Origin of the sequence: Escherichia sp. KTE31, assembly GCF_000407925.1 — a bacterium.
GTDB lineage: Bacteria > Pseudomonadota > Gammaproteobacteria > Enterobacterales > Enterobacteriaceae > Escherichia > Escherichia ruysiae.
On record NZ_KE136722.1, the window covers coordinates 99,138 to 119,902 of the forward strand.

At 49.8% G+C, this 20,765-nt stretch carries 16 protein-coding genes, 1 rRNA gene, 1 pseudogene and 2 other annotated features; of the genes and pseudogenes, 10 read left to right on the forward strand and 8 right to left on the reverse strand.

Features of this window, described 5'->3' with window-relative positions; all coding sequences use genetic code 11:
* Positions 1-42 precede the first annotated feature (42 nt).
* Positions 43-276, forward strand: a sequence feature (23S ribosomal RNA rRNA prediction is too short).
* Between the two features lie 30 nt (positions 277-306).
* Positions 307-1,179, forward strand: a sequence feature (23S ribosomal RNA rRNA prediction is too short).
* Between the two features lie 113 nt (positions 1,180-1,292).
* A 5S ribosomal RNA gene (gene rrf, locus WES_RS20300) occupies positions 1,293-1,408 on the forward strand.
* A gap of 102 nt (positions 1,409-1,510) precedes the next feature.
* On the opposite strand, the gene mobB is transcribed toward rrf, so the two are convergent.
* Positions 1,511-2,038 (reverse strand): molybdopterin-guanine dinucleotide biosynthesis protein MobB, encoded by a 528-nt coding sequence (gene mobB / locus WES_RS20295; RefSeq protein WP_016160061.1) that lies wholly within the window; start codon positions 2,036-2,038, stop codon positions 1,511-1,513.
* A complete protein-coding gene (gene mobA, locus WES_RS20290) occupies positions 2,020-2,604 on the reverse strand; it encodes a molybdenum cofactor guanylyltransferase MobA (RefSeq protein WP_016160060.1) in 585 nt (194 codons plus the stop codon). The genes mobB and mobA overlap by 19 nt, the downstream gene beginning before the upstream one ends.
* Before the next feature lie 69 nt (positions 2,605-2,673).
* On the opposite strand from mobA, the gene WES_RS20285 reads away from it, so the two are divergent.
* From WES_RS20285 to WES_RS20270, 4 genes are all read left to right on the forward strand, one after another.
* Positions 2,674-2,943, forward strand: coding sequence for a YihD family protein (locus WES_RS20285; protein WP_001295263.1), 270 nt, complete (start codon positions 2,674-2,676; stop codon positions 2,941-2,943).
* Between the two features lie 76 nt (positions 2,944-3,019).
* Positions 3,020-4,006: a stress response kinase SrkA gene (srkA, locus tag WES_RS20280; RefSeq protein WP_001062017.1), complete on the forward strand. Its 987-nt coding sequence runs from the start codon at positions 3,020-3,022 to the stop codon at positions 4,004-4,006.
* A 16-nt stretch (positions 4,007-4,022) separates the two neighbouring features.
* Positions 4,023-4,649, forward strand: a complete 627-nt coding sequence (gene dsbA, locus WES_RS20275) for a thiol:disulfide interchange protein DsbA (RefSeq protein WP_016160059.1) — start codon at positions 4,023-4,025, stop codon at positions 4,647-4,649.
* A gap of 154 nt (positions 4,650-4,803) precedes the next feature.
* Positions 4,804-6,234 carry a DUF945 family protein gene (locus WES_RS20270; RefSeq protein WP_016160058.1) on the forward strand — a complete coding sequence of 477 codons (1,431 nt, stop codon included), beginning with the start codon at positions 4,804-4,806 and terminating at the stop codon, positions 6,232-6,234.
* 39 nt (positions 6,235-6,273) lie between these two features.
* Here the strand turns inward: WES_RS20270 and WES_RS20265 are convergent, their stop codons facing one another.
* Positions 6,274-7,206 carry an acyltransferase gene (locus WES_RS20265; protein ID WP_010350928.1) on the reverse strand — a complete coding sequence of 311 codons (933 nt, stop codon included), beginning with the start codon at positions 7,204-7,206 and terminating at the stop codon, positions 6,274-6,276.
* Positions 7,207-7,569: 363 nt separating this feature from the next.
* Here WES_RS20265 and polA point away from each other — a divergent pair, with 363 nt between their 5' ends.
* Positions 7,570-10,356 (forward strand): DNA polymerase I, encoded by a 2,787-nt coding sequence (gene polA, locus WES_RS20260; protein WP_016160057.1) that lies wholly within the window; start codon positions 7,570-7,572, stop codon positions 10,354-10,356.
* Between the two features lie 385 nt (positions 10,357-10,741).
* On the opposite strand, the gene yihA is transcribed toward polA, so the two are convergent.
* The gene (yihA, locus tag WES_RS20255) at positions 10,742-11,374 is read right to left on the reverse strand and encodes a ribosome biogenesis GTP-binding protein YihA/YsxC (RefSeq protein ID WP_000183348.1); all 633 of its coding nucleotides are present in this window, start codon (positions 11,372-11,374) and stop codon (positions 10,742-10,744) included.
* A gap of 234 nt (positions 11,375-11,608) precedes the next feature.
* Here yihA and WES_RS23410 point away from each other — a divergent pair.
* The 3 genes and pseudogenes from WES_RS23410 (at position 11,609) to hemN (ending at position 14,026) form a co-directional block, all read left to right on the forward strand.
* Positions 11,609-11,836: pseudogene (locus WES_RS23410) on the forward strand (hypothetical protein).
* 118 nt (positions 11,837-11,954) lie between these two features.
* A complete protein-coding gene (gene yihI / locus WES_RS20250; protein WP_016160056.1) occupies positions 11,955-12,464 on the forward strand; it encodes a Der GTPase-activating protein YihI in 510 nt (169 codons plus the stop codon).
* A gap of 188 nt (positions 12,465-12,652) precedes the next feature.
* Entirely contained in the window at positions 12,653-14,026 is a 1,374-nt protein-coding gene (gene hemN / locus WES_RS20245; protein WP_000116105.1) for an oxygen-independent coproporphyrinogen III oxidase, read from the forward strand.
* Between the two features lie 157 nt (positions 14,027-14,183).
* Here the strand turns inward: hemN and WES_RS20240 are convergent, their stop codons facing one another.
* The 4 genes from WES_RS20240 to glnA all read right to left on the reverse strand — a co-directional run bounded on the left by WES_RS20240 (position 14,184) and on the right by glnA (position 18,460).
* Positions 14,184-14,294: a YshB family small membrane protein gene (locus WES_RS20240; RefSeq protein WP_000893993.1), complete on the reverse strand. Its 111-nt coding sequence runs from the start codon at positions 14,292-14,294 to the stop codon at positions 14,184-14,186.
* 111 nt (positions 14,295-14,405) lie between these two features.
* Positions 14,406-15,815, reverse strand: a complete 1,410-nt coding sequence (gene glnG / locus WES_RS20235; protein ID WP_016160055.1) for a nitrogen regulation protein NR(I) — start codon at positions 15,813-15,815, stop codon at positions 14,406-14,408.
* 11 nt (positions 15,816-15,826) lie between these two features.
* On the reverse strand, positions 15,827-16,876 hold the full coding sequence (glnL, locus tag WES_RS20230) for a nitrogen regulation protein NR(II) (protein ID WP_016160054.1): 1,050 nt from the start codon (positions 16,874-16,876) through the stop codon (positions 15,827-15,829).
* Positions 16,877-17,050: 174 nt separating this feature from the next.
* Positions 17,051-18,460, reverse strand: coding sequence for a glutamate--ammonia ligase (gene glnA, locus WES_RS20225; RefSeq protein ID WP_001271718.1), 1,410 nt, complete (start codon positions 18,458-18,460; stop codon positions 17,051-17,053).
* 372 nt (positions 18,461-18,832) lie between these two features.
* On the opposite strand from glnA, the gene typA reads away from it, so the two are divergent.
* Complete coding sequence (gene typA, locus WES_RS20220) at positions 18,833-20,656, forward strand: ribosome-dependent GTPase TypA (RefSeq protein ID WP_000570663.1); 1,824 nt, start codon at positions 18,833-18,835, stop codon at positions 20,654-20,656.
* Positions 20,657-20,765: the final 109 nt, after the last annotated feature.

Genomic DNA, 20,765 nt, shown 5'->3' on the forward strand with positions numbered 1-20,765 from the left:
GTAGGTGAAGCGACTTGCTCGTGGAGCTGAAATCAGTCGAAGATACCAGCTGGCTGCAACTGTTTATTAAAAACACAGCACTGTGCAAACACGAAAGTGGACGTATACGGTGTGACGCCTGCCCGGTGCCGGAAGGTTAATTGATGGGGTCAGCCGCAAGGCGAAGCTCTTGATCGAAGCCCCGGTAAACGGCGGCCGTAACTATAACGGTCCTAAGGTAGCGAAATTCCTTGTCGGGTAAGTTCCGACCTGCACGAATGGCGTAATGATGGCCAGGCTGTCTCCACCCGAGACTCAGTGAAATTGAACTCGCTGTGAAGATGCAGTGTACCCGCGGCAAGACGGAAAGACCCCGTGAACCTTTACTATAGCTTGACACTGAACATTGAGCCTTGATGTGTAGGATAGGTGGGAGGCTTTGAAGCGTGGACGCCAGTCTGCGTGGAGCCGACCTTGAAATACCACCCTTTAATGTTTGATGTTCTAACGTGGACCCGTGATCCGGGTTGCGGACAGTGTCTGGTGGGTAGTTTGACTGGGGCGGTCTCCTCCTAAAGAGTAACGGAGGAGCACGAAGGTTGGCTAATCCTGGTCGGACATCAGGAGGTTAGTGCAATGGCATAAGCCAGCTTGACTGCGAGCGTGACGGCGCGAGCAGGTGCGAAAGCAGGTCATAGTGATCCGGTGGTTCTGAATGGAAGGGCCATCGCTCAACGGATAAAAGGTACTCCGGGGATAACAGGCTGATACCGCCCAAGAGTTCATATCGACGGCGGTGTTTGGCACCTCGATGTCGGCTCATCACATCCTGGGGCTGAAGTAGGTCCCAAGGGTATGGCTGTTCGCCATTTAAAGTGGTACGCGAGCTGGGTTTAGAACGTCGTGAGACAGTTCGGTCCCTATCTGCCGTGGGCGCTGGAGAACTGAGGGGGGCTGCTCCTAGTACGAGAGGACCGGAGTGGACGCATCACTGGTGTTCGGGTTGTCATGCCAATGGCACTGCCCGGTAGCTAAATGCGGAAGAGATAAGTGCTGAAAGCATCTAAGCACGAAACTTGCCCCGAGATGAGTTCTCCCTGACTCCTTGAGAGTCCTGAAGGAACGTTGAAGACGACGACGTTGATAGGCCGGGTGTGTAAGCGCAGTGATGCGTTGAGCTAACCGGTACTAATGAACCGTGAGGCTTAACCTTACAACGCCGAAGATGTTTTGGCGGATTGAGAGAAGATTTTCAGCCTGATACAGATTAAATCGACAGGTCAGAACATGACGTGTTGATAAAACAGAATTTGCCTGGCGGCCGTAGCGCGGTGGTCCCACCTGACCCCATGCCGAACTCAGAAGTGAAACGCCGTAGCGCCGATGGTAGTGTGGGGTCTCCCCATGCGAGAGTAGGGAACTGCCAGGCATCAAATTTAGCGAAAGGCCATCCGGAAGGATGGCCTTTTTGCGCTGGTGCAGAAAAAAGGCCGGATGCGACGCTGGTGCGTCTTATTCAGCCTACACTTGCCTATCCGTCCTGCTTTTGCATCCACTCCACCACAAAATCAACCAGCCCCTCAACATCATTAATATCCAGTAACGCGACATCAACATTAAGCGGTACATCGCTGGCTACAGCAATGACATGCCTGTCTATCACTAACTCTTCTGGTCGATGTCCGGCTCCATCGCGAAATAGCACAATCTTCGCGATCTCTTCATGCTTGAACCCTTCGACCAGAATCAAATCCAGCTTTGAGGTATCCATTCGGCTTGCGAGGAAATGTAGATCCAGTTCTTCTTCATCTGGTGTTTCCGTCATCAAAGCCCATCGTTGCTGGCTGGCAACGATGGTTTGCGCCGCGCCAGCCTTGCGCAGCTCATAGCTGTCTTTGCCTGGCTTATCAACATCCATATCATGATGCGTATGCTTAATCAGCCCCGGGCGGATCCCTCTGGCGCATAATGCCGGGATCAGTTTTTTCAGCAGCGTAGTTTTTCCGGTGCCACTCCACGCAGCAAAGGCGATTAACGGTATCATCGTTTTTCCTGCCATCGGGCAAGCTCCTCTGGCGTATTCACGTTTATAAATGCCTCTTTGCGATCGCTGAAATCAACCGCGTGACCGCCAGCAAGATTCATAAAAGCCATCACCCGGCGCTCTCCGGACAGCAGGTATTCCTGCAATAATGGCTCAATAGTGCGGTTTACCAGGGCTATAGTCGGGTGATCGCGTTCGCCGTCATGAACCCATACGACAGGCGCATCTTTGCGCTGATGGTTAAGTCGGGAGGCTAAATCCTGGGGAATATAGGGTGTATCGCACGGACAAAACAGAAACCACTCGCCTTTTTCCTGCTGCATTACTGAAAGCATTCCCGCCAGTGGCCCAGGGTAATCCGCCAGAGAATCCGCTATCACTTTCAGACCGGTTGCCTGATAGATTTCCTGATGGCGATTGGCATTAACCACGACGTGAGACAGCTGCGTCATAAGCGCGTCAGCGACATGTTGCCACAGCGGTTTGCCATTTAATTCAAGCAATCCTTTATCTACGCCGCCCATTCGTCTGGCTTTACCGCCTGCCAGCACAACGCCTGTTATCGTCGTCATCAGATTCACCGATATCGCCTCTTTTATTGTGGGATTGACCCTGCTAACGTGTCTGTCTCAAGAGTAAGGAGCATTACTATGAAATGTAAACGTCTGAATGAAGTTATTGAACTCCTCCAGCCAGCCTGGCAAAAAGAGCCAGACCTTAACCTGCTGCAATTTTTGCAGAAACTGGCGAAAGAGTCAGGTTTTGACGGCGAACTGGCGGATTTGACGGATGACATTCTGATCTATCATTTGAAAATGCGTGATTCCGCGAAAGATGCGGTGATCCCAGGTTTGCAGAAAGATTATGAAGAAGACTTCAAAACGGCGCTATTACGCGCACGCGGCGTAATTAAAGAGTAAAAGCTTGTAAGCGGCGCGACCAAAATCATCGTGAAATGATATCCTTCATCATTCGTAATGTTTTCCGGATGATGGGATGAACAACAACGCTTTTACTTTCCAGACACTACACCCGGATACCATCATGGACGCTCTGTTTGAGCAAGGGATCCGGGTGGATTCCGGGCTTACCCCGCTTAACAGCTATGAAAACCGTGTCTATCAATTTCAGGACGAAGATCGTCGACGTTTTGTCGTCAAATTTTACCGCCCTGAACGCTGGACAGCCGATCAAATCCTCGAAGAACATCAATTTGCATTGCAGTTGGTAAACGATGAAGTGCCGGTCGCAGCGCCAGTGGTGTTCAATGGCCAGACTTTATTGAATCATCAGGGATTTTATTTCGCCGTTTTCCCAAGCGTCGGTGGTCGCCAGTTCGAAGCTGATAATATCGATCAGATGGAAGCGGTTGGTCGTTATCTGGGGCGTATGCACCAGACGGGGCGCAAACAGCTTTTTATCCATCGCCCGACCATCGGCCTGAATGAATATCTCATTGAGCCACGTAAACTGTTTGAGGACGCTACGCTGATACCTTCCGGGTTGAAAGCGGCATTCCTGAAAGCGACAGATGAGCTGATCACCGCCGTTACAGCGCACTGGCGGGAAGATTTCACCGTTCTGCGGCTACATGGTGACTGCCATGCCGGGAACATTCTCTGGCGCGATGGTCCGATGTTTGTCGATCTGGATGATGCACGTAATGGCCCGGCTATTCAGGATTTGTGGATGTTGCTGAATGGTGATAAAGCCGAGCAGCGGATGCAACTGGAAACTATTATTGAAGCTTATGAAGAATTTAGCGAGTTCGACACCGCTGAAATCGGACTGATTGAACCTTTACGCGCCATGCGTTTGGTTTATTATCTTGCCTGGCTAATGCGGCGTTGGGCTGATCCCGCGTTCCCGAAAAATTTCCCGTGGTTAACCGGGGAAGATTACTGGCTGCGACAGACGGCGACTTTTATAGAACAGGCAAAAGTTCTACAAGAACCCCCTTTGCAATTAACACCTATGTATTAATCGGAGAGAGTAGATCATGAAAAAGATTTGGCTGGCGCTGGCTGGTTTAGTTTTAGCGTTTAGCGCATCGGCGGCGCAGTATGAAGATGGTAAGCAGTACACCACCCTGGAAAAACCGGTTGCTGGCGCGCCGCAAGTGCTGGAGTTTTTCTCTTTCTTCTGTCCGCACTGCTATCAGTTTGAAGAAGTTCTGCATATTTCTGATAACGTGAAGAAAAAACTGCCGGAAGGCGTGAAGATAACTAAATACCACGTCAACTTCATGGGTGGGGATCTGGGCAAAGAACTGACTCAGGCATGGGCAGTGGCGATGGCGCTGGGCGTGGAAGACAAAGTCACGGTTCCGCTGTTTGAAGGCGTGCAGAAAACCCAGACCATTCGTTCAGCATCTGATATCCGCGATGTATTTATCAACGCAGGTATTAAAGGTGAAGAGTACGACGCGGCGTGGAACAGCTTCGTGGTGAAATCTCTGGTCGCTCAGCAGGAAAAAGCCGCAGCTGACGTGCAATTGCGTGGTGTTCCGGCGATGTTTGTTAACGGTAAATATCAGCTGAATCCGCAGGGTATGGATACCAGCAATATGGATGTTTTTGTTCAGCAGTATGCTGATACAGTGAAATATCTGTCCGAGAAAAAATAATTCATTGTAAATTACATAAAGCCCGTGAATATTCACGGGCTTTTTTTATTATTTAATAAATATAAATACATTCTGATAATGCACTCTGTTACTGGACATTATTTCATCATAAGTGGATATTCAAAGTTTTGCTGTTTTATCAGGGAATATTTATATGATACGTAAGTCAGCTACAGGTGTTATTGTTGCGTTAGCCGTAATCTGGGGTGGTGGCACATGGTACACAGGTACGCAAATTCAGCCTGGTGTCGAAAAGTTTATTAAAGATTTTAACGATGCTAAAAAGAAAGGTGAACATGCCTACGAGATGACGTTAAGTTATAAAAACTTTGAAAAATGTTTTTTTAATTCCCGTTTTGAAATGCAACTTACATTTGATAACGGCGTACCCGATTTCAATATCAAGTCAGGCCAGAAAGTTGCATTTGATGTGGATGTTGAGCACGGTCCGTTGCCCATTACAATGTTAATGCGTGGTAATGTCATTCCCGCACTGGCAGCGGCAAAAGTGAACTTAGTAAATAATGAGCTAACACAACCGCTATTTATCGCCGCGAAAAATAAATCACCCGTTGAAGCGAAATTGCGATTCGCGTTTGGTGGCTCATTCTCCACGACATTAGATGTTGCCCCTGCAGAGTATGGAGAGTTTTCCTTTGGTGAAGGCCAGTTTACTTTTAATGGAGATGATAGTTCATTGTCTAACCTGGATATTGAAGGCAAGGTCGAAGATATTGTCCTGAAATTATCGCCAATGAGCAAAGTAACGGCGAAGAGTTTTACCATTAATTCTCTGACGCGATTAGAAGAAAAGAAATTTCCGGTTGGTGAAAGCGAGTCAAAATTTAATCAGATTAACATTATCAATCGCGGTGAAGACGTTGCCCAACTCGATAATTTCGTTGCAAAAACCAGGCTAGATCGCGTAAAAGATAAAGATTATATCAATGTCAATCTGACCTACGAACTTGATAAGTTAACAAAAGGGAATCAGCAACTCGGTAGTGGTGAGTGGTCATTGATTGCTGAATCTATTGATCCCTTAGCGGTGCGTCAATTTATCATCCAGTATAACATTGCGATGCGGAAGCAGCTTGCTGCACACCCTGAGTTAGCAAACGATGAAGCTGCTCTGCAAGAAGTGAATGCTGCATTGTTCAAAGAGTATTTACCGTTATTACAAAAAAGTGAGCCAGTTATTAAATTACCGGTTAGCTGGAGAAATACTCTCGGAGAACTAAACGCCAATCTGGATCTTAGTATTGATGATCCAGCCAAATCTTCATCATCCATAAATAAAGATATCAAATCGTTCAATTTAAACGTGGCTTTACCGCTTAATGTTGTTACAGAAACAGCAAAACAACTTAATTTATCTGAAGGTATGGATGCTGAAAAAGCCCAGAAGCGGGCGGATAAACAAATCAGCGGGATGATGACATTAGGTCAGATGTTTCAGTTAATCACGATTGACAACAATACCGCCTCGCTACAGTTGCGTTATACACCGGGTAAAGTTGTTTTTAACGGGCAGGAGATGAGCGAAGAAGAATTTATGTCTCGTGCCGGACGTTTTGCACATTAATATAATATCTCGCCTCTGCTAATTCAGAGGCGAGAAAAGCTACTTATTCTGGCGCTGCGATGACATCAATGACGTCAGAAGCCTGTCTTTTTCATGCCACAGTGAGTTCAGCCATTGCTGAAAATGGCGTTTAAAGCTTTTGTCATTGATATAGTCGCCATGCAATTCTTCAGCAATAGGTTGTAAATCCACATGCACGACAATTCTGGTCAGTTTGCCACTTAGCATATCGAAGAATGGTTGACGGTGATTATCCGGGTAACACAGCGTAACGTTGAGCAATTTATCGAATTGTTTACCCAGTACATTCAGCGCCATCGCAATACCGGCAGCTTTTGGCGGCAGAAGATTTTGAAATGTTGAGTGGGTTTGCTGGTGTTTCTCTTCAGTGAAGCGGGAACCCTCAACAAAATTCACAATAGTGGTGGGATGCAGGCGAAATTTTTCGCAGGAACGACGAGTGGTTTCTACATCTTTACCGCGTCGCTCCGGATGACGTAACAAATAAGCGCGCGAATAACGCTTCATAAACGGCATATCCAGCGCCCAACACGCCAGGCCAAGAAAAGGCACCCAGGCCAGTTGCTGTTTGAGGAAATATTTATTCATCGGAATGTGCTTACGAAACAGCACACACAGTACGACAATATCTGCCCAGCTATGGTGATTACAAATAAGCAGATACCAGTTCTTTTTACTTAACCCTTCCAGCCCGTGAACTTCCCATCGCAAATGTGGATTAAGGTGTAGTAATAGCGCCAGTCCTTCGCACCAGCAATACATCATAAAATCACAAAAACGTGAAACTTTTCGCCATATCATTGGCACAGGTAACAATAGTTTTACGATCCCGGCAATGATGATCGGGACGGAACAAAAAATGGTAACCAAAATGGTCAATACGATACTCAGCAAAAGGGTTATCGTAGCGAGTATTCTCGTCATAATTAATTTATTCAAAAAGTTAGCCATAGACAGTGCGCGAAAGAAGCGCAAGGCGCAGATTTTAGCAGAAAACGCCCCAAATAACGGATGATCCTGAAGTAGAAAAATAATTTATATCTATCCACATTAGAAGAAATCCTATTATCTCAATTATTAGGGATGGCTTTATTTATAACTGCATGAAAAACAAAGATAAACATCATGCTGTAAAAAGCATGATAATAAATTAAAAGCGATGTAAATAATTTATGCACAAAGTTATCCACATGACGATTTGCGAGCGATCCAGAAGATCTACAAAAGATTTTCACGAAAAGCGGTGAAAAACTCATGTTTTCATCCTGTCTGTGGCATCCTTTACCCATAATCTGATAAACAGGCACGGACATTATGGTTCAGATCCCCCAAAATCCACTTATCCTTGTAGATGGTTCATCTTATCTTTATCGCGCATATCACGCGTTTCCGCCGCTGACCAACAGCGCAGGCGAGCCGACCGGTGCGATGTACGGTGTCCTCAATATGCTGCGTAGTCTAATCATGCAATATAAACCGACACATGCAGCGGTGGTCTTTGACGCCAAGGGAAAAACCTTTCGTGATGAACTGTTTGAACATTACAAATCACATCGCCCGCCAATGCCGGACGATTTGCGAGCGCAAATCGAACCCCTGCACGCAATGGTCAAGGCGATGGGACTGCCGCTGCTGGCGGTTTCTGGCGTAGAAGCGGACGACGTTATCGGTACACTGGCGCGCGAAGCCGAAAAAGCCGGGCGTCCGGTGCTGATCAGCACTGGCGACAAAGATATGGCGCAGCTGGTGACGCCAAATATTACGCTTATCAATACCATGACGAACACCATCCTCGGCCCGGAAGAAGTGGTGAATAAGTACGGCGTACCGCCAGAACTGATCATCGACTTCCTGGCGCTGATGGGCGACTCCTCCGATAACATTCCTGGCGTACCGGGCGTGGGTGAAAAAACCGCGCAGGCACTGCTGCAGGGTCTTGGCGGGCTGGATACGCTGTATGCCGAGCCGGAAAAAATTGCTGGCCTAAGCTTCCGTGGCGCGAAAACAATGGCAGCCAAGCTCGAGCAAAACAAAGAAGTGGCTTATCTCTCTTACCAGCTGGCGACGATTAAAACCGACGTTGAACTGGAGCTGACCTGTGAACAACTGGAAGTGCAGCAACCGGCGGCTGAAGAGTTGTTGGGGCTGTTCAAAAAGTATGAGTTCAAACGCTGGACTGCTGATGTAGAGGCGGGCAAATGGTTACAGGCCAAAGGGGCTAAACCTGCCGCGAAGCCACAGGAAACGCTTGTTGTCGACGAAATGCCAGAAGTGACGGCAACGGCGATTTCTTACGATAACTACGTCACTATCCTTGATGAAGATACGCTGAAAGAATGGATTACGAAGCTGGAAAAAGCGCCGGTGTTTGCATTTGATACCGAAACTGACAGCCTCGATAACATCTCTGCCAACCTGGTGGGGCTTTCCTTTGCTATCGAGCCAGGCATAGCGGCATATATTCCGGTTGCTCATGATTATCTCGATGCGCCCGATCAAATCTCTCGCGAGCGTGCACTCGAGTTGCTAAAACCGCTACTGGAAGATGAAAAGGCGCTGAAGGTCGGGCAAAACCTGAAATACGATCGCGGTATTCTGGCGAACTACGGCATTGAGCTCCGTGGGATTGCGTTTGATACCATGCTCGAGTCCTACATTCTCAATAGCGTTGCCGGGCGTCATGATATGGACAGCCTCGCGGAACGTTGGTTGAAGCACAAAACCATCACTTTTGAAGAGATTGCCGGTAAAGGCAAAAATCAACTGACCTTTAACCAGATTGCTCTGGAAGAGGCCGGTCGCTACGCCGCCGAAGATGCAGACGTCACCTTACAATTGCATCTGAAAATGTGGCCGGATCTGCAGAAACACAAAGGGCCGTTGAACGTCTTCGAGAATATCGAAATGCCGCTTGTGCCGGTGCTTTCACGCATTGAACGTAACGGTGTGAAGATCGATCCGAAAGTTCTGCATAATCATTCTGAAGAGCTCACTCTACGTCTGGCGGAGCTGGAAAAGAAAGCGCATGAAATTGCAGGTGAAGAATTTAATCTTTCTTCGACCAAACAGTTGCAAACTATTCTTTTTGAAAAACAGGGCATTAAACCGCTGAAGAAAACGCCGGGTGGTGCGCCGTCAACGTCGGAAGAGGTGCTGGAAGAGCTGGCGCTGGACTATCCGTTACCGAAGGTGATTCTGGAGTATCGTGGTCTGGCGAAGCTGAAATCAACCTATACCGACAAACTACCGTTGATGATTAACCCGAAAACCGGGCGCGTACATACTTCTTATCATCAGGCGGTAACCGCGACGGGACGTTTATCGTCAACCGACCCTAACCTGCAAAACATTCCGGTGCGTAACGAAGAAGGTCGCCGTATCCGCCAGGCGTTTATTGCGCCAGAGGATTATGTGATTGTCTCGGCGGACTACTCGCAGATTGAACTGCGCATTATGGCGCATCTCTCGCGTGACAAAGGCCTGCTGACCGCATTCGCGGAAGGAAAAGATATTCACCGGGCAACGGCCGCAGAAGTGTTTGGTTTGCCGCTAGAAACCGTCACCGGCGAGCAACGCCGCAGCGCGAAAGCAATCAACTTTGGTCTGATTTACGGCATGAGTGCTTTCGGCCTGGCGCGCCAGTTAAATATTCCGCGCAAAGAAGCGCAGAAGTACATGGATCTTTACTTCGAACGCTATCCGGGCGTGCTGGAGTATATGGAACGTACCCGCACACAGGCGAAAGAGCAGGGCTACGTTGAAACGCTGGACGGACGCCGTCTATATTTGCCGGATATCAAGTCCAGCAACGGTGCGCGTCGTGCTGCGGCTGAACGTGCAGCAATTAACGCACCGATGCAGGGAACCGCAGCCGACATCATCAAACGGGCGATGATTGCCGTAGATGCATGGTTACAGGCCGAGCAACCGCGCGTTCGTATGATCATGCAGGTACACGATGAACTGGTATTTGAAGTTCATAAAGATGATCTCGATGTGGTATCAAAGAAAATCCATCAATTGATGGAAAACTGTACCCGTCTGGATGTACCGTTGCTGGTGGAAGTCGGAAGCGGTGAAAACTGGGATCAGGCGCACTAAGATTCGCCTGAATATGCCCTTTTTTCGTAAGTAAGCAACATAAGCTGTCACGTTTTGTGATGGCTATTAGAAATTCCTATGCAACAACTGAAAAAAAATTACAAAAAATGCTTTCTGAACTGAACAAAAAAGAGTAAAGTTATTCGCGTAGGGTACAGAGGTAAGATGTTCTATCTTTCAGACCTTTTACTTCACGTAATCGGATTTGGCTGAATTTTTTAGCCGCCCCAGTCAGTAATGACTGGGGCGTTTTTTATTGGGCGAGAGAAAAGATCTGAATTGCCTGATGCATAACGCTTATCAGATTTACGGCGTGAGTCGCAATATTTTGAAGACCTAGGCCAGACAAAGCATTTAAGCTGCATCCGGCACCGGGGAAAGAAAATTATTCGCCGTCCTGATTCTCTTCGACAGGCTGCATTTCGCTAAACCAGGTATCCAGCTTCTGACGCAGCTTATCCACACCTTGTTTCTTCAGCGAAGAGAAGGTTTCTACCTGCACATCACCATTAAATGCCAGCACCGCTTCACGCACCATATTCAATTGCGCTTTACGTGCACCGCTCGCCAGTTTGTCCGCTTTGGTCAGTAGCACCAACACGGCGATATTGCTGTCCACCGCCCACTCAATCATCTGCTGATCGAGATCTTTCAGCGGATGGCGAATATCCATCAGTACCACCAGACCTTGCAGGCTCTGACGTTTTTCGAGGTATTCGCCGAGCGCGCGCTGCCATTTGCGCTTCATCTCTTCCGGGACTTCCGCATAACCGTAGCCAGGCAAGTCAACCAGACGCTTGCCATCAGCCACTTCAAACAGGTTGATAAGCTGGGTGCGCCCTGGTGTTTTCGAGGTACGAGCCAGGCTTTTCTGGTTAGTCAGCGTGTTCAGCGCGCTGGATTTACCTGCGTTGGAACGGCCTGCAAAAGCCACTTCGATCCCGGTATCGGAAGGTAAGTGGCGAATATCAGGCGCACTCATCACAAAATGCGTCTGTTGATAATTCAAATTAGTCAAAGCGGTCGTCTCCGTCAGTCAAAGCTTTTCAGCGATTATACCTGAACCACAATAAAAGACGGATTTTTCGGGGGACATGGTGTAAGTAAAAGCCACATGCTTTGTGAGACATTGCCGATCATCTTTATGCGAAATCGAAGAGAAAATTCTGCGATGCATGTCAAATAGGTCAAATAAATCATGTGATTAGTTTTATACAATAATCTGAAAATGAGAAAATACTGATGATAGTTTATTGTTTGTTTAGCGCAGAAGCGTAAAGTAGCACCCATAGAGCGAGGACGCTAACAGGAAGATGACTCAGGATGAGGGTCAGGAGCGCCAGGAGGCGAAGACAGAGGATTGTCAGGAAGACAAACGTCCGGAGACGTAATTAAACGGAAATGGAATCAACACGGAATGTTCTGGCTAATGGAAAAACAGGGTGTGTTGGCGGCCTGCAAGGATTGTAAGACCCGTTAAGGGTTATGAGTCAGGAAAAAAGGCGACAGAGTAATCTGTCGCCTTTTTTCTTTGCTTGCTTTCTGTTAGATTCCGCCGCAAATCTATACTGAATAAAACGGCAAAAAGACGAACCATTATGAAACCATCATCTTCAAACTCACGCAGCAAAGGTCACGCAAAAGCGCGTCGAAAAACACGCGAGGAGCTGGATCAGGAAGCTCGTGACCGCAAGCGCCAGAAAAAACGCCGTGGTCATGCGCCGGGCAGTCGCGCAGCGGGCGGTAACACTACATCAGGCAACAAAGGCCAGAACGCACCGAAAGATCCACGTATTGGCAGTAAAACCCCTATTCCATTGGGCGTGACTGAAAAAGTCACCAAACAGCACAAACCGAAGAGTGAGAAACCTATGCTTTCACCGCAGGCGGAGTTGGAGTTACTGGAAACGGATGAGCGTCTGGATGCGCTGCTGGAACGTCTGGAAGCAGGCGAAACCCTGAGCGCCGAAGAGCAATCCTGGGTTGATGCCAAACTGGATCGTATTGATGAGCTGATGCAGAAACTCGGCCTCTCTTATGACGACGATGAAGAAGGGGAAGAAGACGAGAAGCAAGAAGACATGATGCGTCTGCTGCGGGGCAACTAACGGATTGCCACCGTGGGCCTTCCCGTTCTGCTGATAACCCTTCCGGTTATATGTTATCTGGTGTGGTTATTCGTTAAACTACAACGGTTGTCGCGGCGACAAAAGTGGCTGCGCAACCGGCTGATGACCCGAACCGGGCATCCGTTGGTACGCCGTAGCCGCCAGAGACGCCATCGGAAGGAGTGAGCATGTCTGTACAGCAAATCGACTGGGATCTGGCCCTGATCCAGAAATATAATTATTCCGGGCCACGATACACCTCGTACCCGACCGCGCTGGAGTTTTCAGAAGACTTTGGCGAACAGGCGTTTTTACAAGCCGTGGCGCGCTATCCTGAGCGTCCATTATCTCTCTACGTACATATCCCGTTCTGCCATAAGCTTTGTTACTTCTGCGGTTGCAATAAGATTGTCACACGCCAGCAGCACAAGGCTGACCAATACCTGGACGCGCTGGAGCAAGAAATCGTCCATCGTGCGCCGCTGTTTGCCGGGCGTCACGTTAGTCAGTTGCACTGGGGCGGTGGTACGCCGACGTATCTGAATAAAACGCAAATCAGCCGCCTGATGAAGCTGCTGCGGGAAAACTTCCAGTTCAATGCCGACGCGGAAATCTCGATCGAAGTCGATCCGCGTGAAATCGAACTGGATGTACTCGATCATTTACGCGCCGAAGGTTTTAACCGTCTGAGCATGGGCGTGCAGGACTTCAACAAAGAAGTGCAGCGTCTGGTCAATCGCGAGCAGGATGAAGAATTTATCTTTGCGCTGCTTAACCATGCGCGTGAGATTGGCTTTACCTCCACCAACATTGACCTGATTTACGGCCTGCCGAAACAGACGCCGGAGAGTTTCGCTTTTACCCTGAAACGCGTAGCGGAACTTAACCCCGATCGTCTGAGTGTCTTTAACTACGCACATCTGCCGACCATTTTTGCTGCTCAGCGTAAAATCAAAGATGCTGACCTGCCGAGTCCGCAGCAGAAACTCGATATTCTGCAAGAAACCATCGCCTTCCTGACGCAATCGGGCTATCAGTTTATTGGTATGGATCACTTTGCCCGCCCGGATGACGAGCTGGCTGTGGCTCAGCGTGAAGGCGTGCTTCATCGTAACTTCCAGGGCTACACCACCCAGGGGGATACCGACCTGCTGGGGATGGGCGTTTCAGCCATCAGCATGATTGGCGACTGCTACGCGCAAAACCAGAAAGAGTTGAAGCAGTACTATCAGCAGGTGGATGAACAAGGTAATGCGCTGTGGCGCGGTATTGCATTAACGCGCGATGACTGTATTCGCCGCGATGTGATTAAGTCGCTTATCTGCAATTTCCGTCTGGATTACGCCCCCGTTGAACAACAGTGGGATTTGCACTTCGCTGATTACTTTGCGGAAGATCTCAAGCTTCTCGCCCCGTTAGCAAAAGATGGGCTGGTGGATGTCAATGAGAAGGGGATTCAGGTGACGGCGAAAGGCCGCTTGCTGATCCGCAACATTTGCATGTGCTTCGATACTTATCTGCGCCAGAAAGCGCGGATGCAGCAGTTCTCACGGGTGATTTAAATAGTGAATGGCGCCTCGTTCACAAGGTACAAAACGAAAGCGCCATCAATGTGCTGAGAACAAGGTTGCCTGATGCGCTACGCTTATCAGGTCTACAAAACCTGTTTTTGTAGGCCGGACAAGGCGTTCACGTCGCATCCGGCATAAACAATGAGCTTCAGCTAAACAGCCCAATCATCGCGACACACAGGATGGCCGCAACGGCAGTTTGCGGTGTGTGGCTATCAACTGCGCCACTCGATACCAGATTAATTATTGATTCCAGCATAATGACTTCCCCCGTTTTCCGGGCAAGATCATACTGAACTTATCGGAACAGTAAAGCGCAAAATAACAGCAATTTGCGCTCAATAATCAATCTTTACACACCAGCCGTGAATCACTCCATCCCCAACTCTTTTAACTTACGTGTCAGGGTGTTACGTCCCCAACCAAGCAGTCGCGCTGCTTCCTGTTTATGTCCCTGCGTATGTCGCAATGCGGTGGTCAGTAACGTCCGCTCCAGCTCTGGCTGCGCTTCAGAAAGCAGGTTTTGATGACCGGAACGCAGCGCCCGATCTGCCCACTGTGCTAACAATGTTGCCCAACTGTCCGGTTGCATAGTGGAAGGACTTTCCGGTACGGTTGATTCAAACAGTTCGCTTGGCAAATCCTGAATCAACACTTCCTGTCCGGCGGCCATCACCGTTAACCAGCGGCAGGTGTTTTCCAGTTGGCGCACGTTCCCCGGCCACGCCAGACGCGTCAGGGCGGCTTCGGTTTCCGGATGCAGCAACTTCGCTTCTACGCCCAATTCGCGCGCGGCAACCTGTAAAAAATGGCGCGCCAGGCGGGGAATATCTTCCCGACGCTCGCGCAGTGGTGGCAGATGAACACGGATAACGTTCAGGCGGTGGAAAAGATCCTCACGGAACTTGCCTTCCTGCACCCGCTGTTCGAGATTCTGGTGAGTCGCGGCAATAATACGCACATCCACTTTCACCGGCGCATAGCCGCCAACGCGGTAAAACTGACCGTCTGCCAGCACGCGCAGCAAACGCGTCTGCACATCCAGCGGCATATCGCCAATTTCGTCGAGAAATAACGTACCGCCATCGGCCTGTTCAAAACGCCCCTGGCGAACGGTATTGGCACCAGTAAACGCGCCTTTTTCGTGACCAAACAGTTCTGATTCGATCAAATCTTTTGGGATAGCCGCCATATTCAGCGCGATAAACGGCGCTTTGGCTCGCGGGCTGTGGCGATGCAGGGCATGAGCGACCAGCTCTTTACCGGTGCCGGACTCACCATTGATCAACACGCTAATCGAAGAACGCGAAAGCCGACCAATAATTCGGAACACGTCCTGCATGGCTGGTGCTTCGCCGATGATATCGGTTGTTGGGCCGTTAAGCTGAATATTGCGTGGCTGCTGCTGTTCCTGGTAATGGCTGATGGCGCGCTCAACCAGCGCCACGGCTTCGTCGATATCAAACGGTTTGGGCAGATAATCAAACGCCCCTTGTTGATAGGCGCTAACGGCGGCATCCAGATCCGAGTGCGCGGTCATAATGATGACCGGAAGCATCGGATGGCGCTGTTTAATCTGTTTGAGCAGCGCCAGCCCGTCCATTCCGGGCATACGGATATCTGAAAGCAGCACATCCGGCGTTTTGCTCGCCAGCGCCTCCAGCACCTCCGCGCCGTTCTCAAACGTCGTACAAGTTAAACCCGCCCCAGCGAGCGCACGTTCAAGCACCCAACGGATGGAACTATCGTCATCGACTACCCAGACTATCCCTCGTTGCATAAACGTCACCTTTATTTCCTGATAGGCAGGTAAACCGAGAACTCGGTATGACCTGGCCAACTGGTAAATTCAATTTTGCCTGAATGCTGATCAATCAAATTACGGGCGATGGATAAGCCAAGCCCGGTGCCGCCTTCGCGACCGCTGACCATCGGGTAAAACAGAGTATCCTGCAAATGAGGCGGAATGCCTGGCCCGTTGTCTTCTACATCGATCCGCGCTGCCAGCCGATAACGCTCACTGTGCAAGGTCAGTTGAAACGCGGTGCGGGTACGCAGAATAATTTCGCCGCCTTCCGGTCCCAGTGCCTGTAACGCATTGCGCACAATATTCAGCAATACCTGTTCAATTTGATCCGGATCGTGCGCCAGTTCCGGCAGGCTGGGGTCGTAATCACGAATCAACCGCACGTTACCCGGCAGTTCCATCGACACCAGCGCCACCACGCGTTCTGCCACCTTGTGAATACTTTCGGTAACACGTGTGCCAGGCAGTTGCGGCCCCAACAGACGGTCGACCAGATTACGTAATCTGTCCGCCTGCTCGATAATCACTTTGGTATATTCGAGTAGTGACGGGTCAGGTAATGCTTTGCTGAGCAGCTGCGCCGCGCCACGTAAACCGCCAAGCGGATTTTTAATCTCATGCGCCAGGCCGCGTACCAAATCGCGGGCAGCTACCTGCTGGGCGTGCTGTAGCTGTTCCTGACTTAAGCGGCGCTGATTATCCATTGGTGCCATCTCCAGCAGGATCATGCCATCTGGCATACGCTGAGCCGTCACAGAAAGGATATGTGAGCGCCCGTCAATCACCAGCGTCACTTCGTTATCGGTAAACCCTTGCCCCGCCTCCAGACTTTCTTGCATCAACTCGATATTTAATGAGAAGTAGCTCAACAGTTCCGGTAACGGCGTACCGAACAATTTGCGGGAGCTTTGGGCGAGCAGTTGTTGCGCGGCGGGGTTGGCGTAATGTATCGCCAGATTGTCATCAATTAACAAAATACTGTTAATCAGCGAGTTGAGGATCTGCCCAGCATCGGGCTGCGTGCCTGTTGCCATAAAGCAGTCTCCTGAACAGGTTGCACCATTTTAGTGCATTATAGCTTTTTACGGATAAAAAGCGCGAAGCATCAGAGAAATGACGGAGAAAAAAGCCCATGCAGAGATGGGCTGAAAGTTTCCACGGCAACTAAATCCCGGCGTTGTTCGCGCCGGGTAGTACAACTTCAACTATTAGACACTGTAGTACAGCTCAAACTCTACCGGATGCGGAGTCATACGCACGCGGTCATTTTCTTCGCGACGTAGAGCGATGTACGCATCGATCGCTTCATCCGTGAACACGCCACCGGCTTTCAGGAACTCGCGGTCCAGATCCAGTTCGTTCAGTGCTTCTTCCAGAGAGCCTGCAACTTGTGGGATCTCTTTCGCTTCTTCTGGCGGCAGGTCATACAGGTTTTTGTCCATGGCTTCGCCCGGATGGATCTTGTTCTTGATACCATCAAGACCGGCCATCAGCAGGGCAGCAAAGCACAGGTACGGGTTAGCCGCCGGGTCCGGGAAACGTACTTCGATACGACGTGCTTTCGGAGAAGAAACCACCGGAATACGGATAGACGCAGAACGGTTACGTGCAGAGTAAGCCAGCATTACCGGTGCTTCGTAGCCCGGGACCAGACGCTTATAAGAGTTGGTGGTCGGGTTTGCCAAGGCGTTAATCGCTTTAGCGTGTTTGATTACGCCGCCAATGTAGTACAGCGCCTGCTCAGACAGACCTGCGTATTTATCGCCCGCGAACAGGTTAACGCCGTTTTTAGACAGCGACATGTGGCAGTGCATACCGGAGCCGTTATCACCGAACATCGGTTTTGGCATAAAGGTCGCAGTTTTACCGAAGCGATGCGCTACGTTGTGCACAACATATTTGTAGATCTGAATTTCGTCAGCTTTTTTGGTCATGGTATTGAAGCGGGTAGCCACTTCGTTCTGACCAGCAGTCGCTACTTCGTGGTGATGGGCTTCAACCACCAGACCCATCTGTTCCATCACCAGACACATTTCAGAACGAATATCCTGAGCAGAGTCTACCGGTGGAACCGGGAAGTAACCGCCTTTCACTGCCGGACGGTGACCTTTGTTACCACCTTCGTATTGGGTGGAGGAGTTCCATGCGCCTTCGATATCGTCGATAGCAACGTGAGAACCGGAGATAGAAGATCCGAAACGGATGTCATCGAACAGGAAAAATTCTGGTTCTGGCCCGAACAGTACGGTGTCGGCAATGCCAGTAGAGCGCAGGTAATCTTCGGCGCGTTTCGCGATGGAGCGCGGGTCACGGTCATAGCCTTGCAGGGTGCCAGGTTCAAGGATGTCGCAACGGATAATCAGGGTAGAGTCGGCGAAGAACGGGTCAATCACTGCGGTGGATGCGTCTGGCATCAGCACCATGTCGGATTCGTTAATGCCTTTCCAGCCGCCAATCGAGGAGCCGTCAAACATTTTGCCTTCTTCGAAGAATTCAGCATTCACCTGATGAGCAGGGATAGTGACGTGCTGTTCTTTACCTTTGGTATCGGTGAAGCGCAAATCAACAAACTTCACTTCGTGCTCGTTCAGCATCGTCAGTACGTGTTCAGCGGACATACTTTAACTCTCCTGGATTGGTCATTGTCGTCGTGGTAACGAAATCTGCAATTATTTTGGCCGTGTCGCCGTAAAAAAGATAAAGCGAAATCTGTGCCAACTTTTAAATTGCCCCTAAAAGGCGTTATCATGCTTAACATCGTGCAAAAGGGCTGCACCGTGATGTGAATGTTGCACCAATATAGTGCTTCAATGGAAACATTAAGCACCATGTTGGTGCAATGACCTTTGGATAACCCTTTTTATGCTCCGTGAAAGCGATCACAAAGGGACTCTGCAATACTTGTTTGCGGAGGATGTTTGTGATCCTGTTTTGTAGTGCGATTAATCCGTGTACAATAACGCGCTATTTCTAATGCCTGAGGCAAAGTTGTGATCGAAAAATTGCGTAATATCGCCATCATCGCGCACGTCGACCATGGTAAAACCACCCTGGTAGACAAGCTGCTCCAACAATCCGGTACGTTCGACTCTCGTGCCGAAACCCAAGAGCGCGTGATGGACTCCAACGATTTGGAGAAAGAGCGTGGGATTACCATCCTCGCGAAAAACACCGCTATCAAATGGAATGATTACCGTATCAACATCGTTGATACCCCGGGGCACGCCGACTTCGGTGGTGAAGTTGAACGTGTAATGTCCATGGTAGACTCAGTGCTGCTGGTGGTTGACGCATTTGACGGCCCGATGCCGCAAACGCGTTTCGTAACCAAAAAAGCGTTTGCTTACGGCCTGAAGCCGATTGTTGTTATCAACAAAGTTGACCGCCCAGGCGCGCGTCCTGACTGGGTTGTGGATCAGGTATTTGACCTGTTCGTTAACCTCGACGCGACCGACGAGCAGCTGGACTTCCCGATCGTTTACGCTTCTGCGCTGAACGGCATCGCGGGTCTGGATCACGAAGATATGGCGGAAGACATGACCCCGCTGTACCAGGCGATTGTTGACCACGTTCCTGCGCCGGACGTTGACCTTGACGGTCCGTTCCAGATGCAGATTTCTCAGCTCGATTACAACAGCTATGTTGGCGTTATCGGCATTGGCCGCATCAAGCGCGGTAAAGTGAAGCCGAACCAGCAGGTTACTATCATCGATAGCGAAGGCAAAACCCGTAACGCGAAAGTCGGTAAAGTGCTGGGCCATCTCGGTCTGGAGCGTATCGAAACCGATCTGGCGGAAGCTGGCGATATCGTGGCGATCACAGGCCTTGGCGAGCTGAACATTTCAGACACCGTTTGCGACACGCAAAACGTTGAAGCATTGCCGGCACTCTCCGTTGATGAGCCGACCGTTTCCATGTTCTTCTGCGTTAACACCTCTCCGTTCTGCGGTAAAGAAGGTAAGTTCGTAACGTCTCGTCAGATTCTGGATCGTCTGAACAAAGAACTGGTACACAACGTTGCGCTGCGTGTAGAAGAAACCGAAGACGCCGATGCGTTCCGCGTTTCTGGTCGTGGCGAACTGCACCTGTCTGTTCTTATTGAGAACATGCGTCGTGAAGGTTTCGAACTGGCGGTATCCCGTCCGAAAGTTATCTTCCGTGAAATCGACGGTCGTAAACAAGAGCCGTTCGAAAACGTGACTCTGGACGTTGAAGAACAGCATCAGGGTTCTGTAATGCAGGCGCTGGGCGAGCGTAAAGGCGAGCTGAAAAACATGAATCCAGACGGTAAAGGCCGCGTACGTCTCGACTACGTGATCCCAAGCCGTGGTCTGATTGGCTTCCGTTCTGAGTTCATGACCATGACTTCCGGTACGGGTCTGCTGTACTCAACCTTCAGCCACTACGACGACGTACGTCCGGGTGAAGTGGGTCAGCGTCAGAACGGCGTACTGATCTCTAACGGCCAGGGTAAAGCGGTAGCGTTCGCGCTGTTTGGTCTGCAGGATCGCGGTAAGCTGTTCCTCGGTCACGGTGCAGAAGTTTACGAAGGTCAGATTATCGGTATTCACAGCCGTTCTAACGACCTGACCGTAAACTGCCTGACCGGTAAGAAACTGACCAACATGCGTGCTTCCGGTACTGACGAAGCCGTTGTTCTGGTTCCGCCTATCCGCATGACTCTGGAACAAGCTCTGGAGTTCATCGATGATGACGAACTGGTAGAAGTTACTCCGACCTCTATCCGTATTCGTAAACGTCACCTGACGGAAAACGATCGTCGCCGCGCGAACCGTGGTCCAAAAGAAGATTAATTTTTCTTTTTAGTCGTGAAAAACCTGCCAGTGATGGCAGGTTTTTTTTTGCCTTTGCAGGTCTGATAAGATGCGTCAGCATCGCATCAGGCATTATCGAAAGCCCTGC

What these genes read in the sequence shown, in the direction of transcription:
- mobB (WP_016160061.1), bottom strand. Translation starts at nt 2,038, where the DNA reads ATGGCAGGAAAAACGATGATACCGTTAATCGCCTTTGCTGCGTGGAGT.
- WES_RS20240 (WP_000893993.1), bottom strand. Translation starts at nt 14,294, where the DNA reads ATGCTGGAATCAATAATTAATCTGGTATCGAGTGGCGCAGTTGATAGC.
- glnL (WP_016160054.1), bottom strand. Translation starts at nt 16,876, where the DNA reads ATGGCAACAGGCACGCAGCCCGATGCTGGGCAGATCCTCAACTCGCTG.
- hemN (WP_000116105.1), top strand. Translation starts at nt 12,653, where the DNA reads ATGTCTGTACAGCAAATCGACTGGGATCTGGCCCTGATCCAGAAATAT.
- glnG (WP_016160055.1), bottom strand. Translation starts at nt 15,815, where the DNA reads ATGCAACGAGGGATAGTCTGGGTAGTCGATGACGATAGTTCCATCCGT.
- WES_RS20265 (WP_010350928.1), bottom strand. Translation starts at nt 7,206, where the DNA reads ATGGCTAACTTTTTGAATAAATTAATTATGACGAGAATACTCGCTACG.
- polA (WP_016160057.1), top strand. Translation starts at nt 7,570, where the DNA reads ATGGTTCAGATCCCCCAAAATCCACTTATCCTTGTAGATGGTTCATCT.
- WES_RS20270 (WP_016160058.1), top strand. Translation starts at nt 4,804, where the DNA reads ATGATACGTAAGTCAGCTACAGGTGTTATTGTTGCGTTAGCCGTAATC.
- dsbA (WP_016160059.1), top strand. Translation starts at nt 4,023, where the DNA reads ATGAAAAAGATTTGGCTGGCGCTGGCTGGTTTAGTTTTAGCGTTTAGC.
- WES_RS20285 (WP_001295263.1), top strand. Translation starts at nt 2,674, where the DNA reads ATGAAATGTAAACGTCTGAATGAAGTTATTGAACTCCTCCAGCCAGCC.
- glnA (WP_001271718.1), bottom strand. Translation starts at nt 18,460, where the DNA reads ATGTCCGCTGAACACGTACTGACGATGCTGAACGAGCACGAAGTGAAG.
- yihI (WP_016160056.1), top strand. Translation starts at nt 11,955, where the DNA reads ATGAAACCATCATCTTCAAACTCACGCAGCAAAGGTCACGCAAAAGCG.
- srkA (WP_001062017.1), top strand. Translation starts at nt 3,020, where the DNA reads ATGAACAACAACGCTTTTACTTTCCAGACACTACACCCGGATACCATC.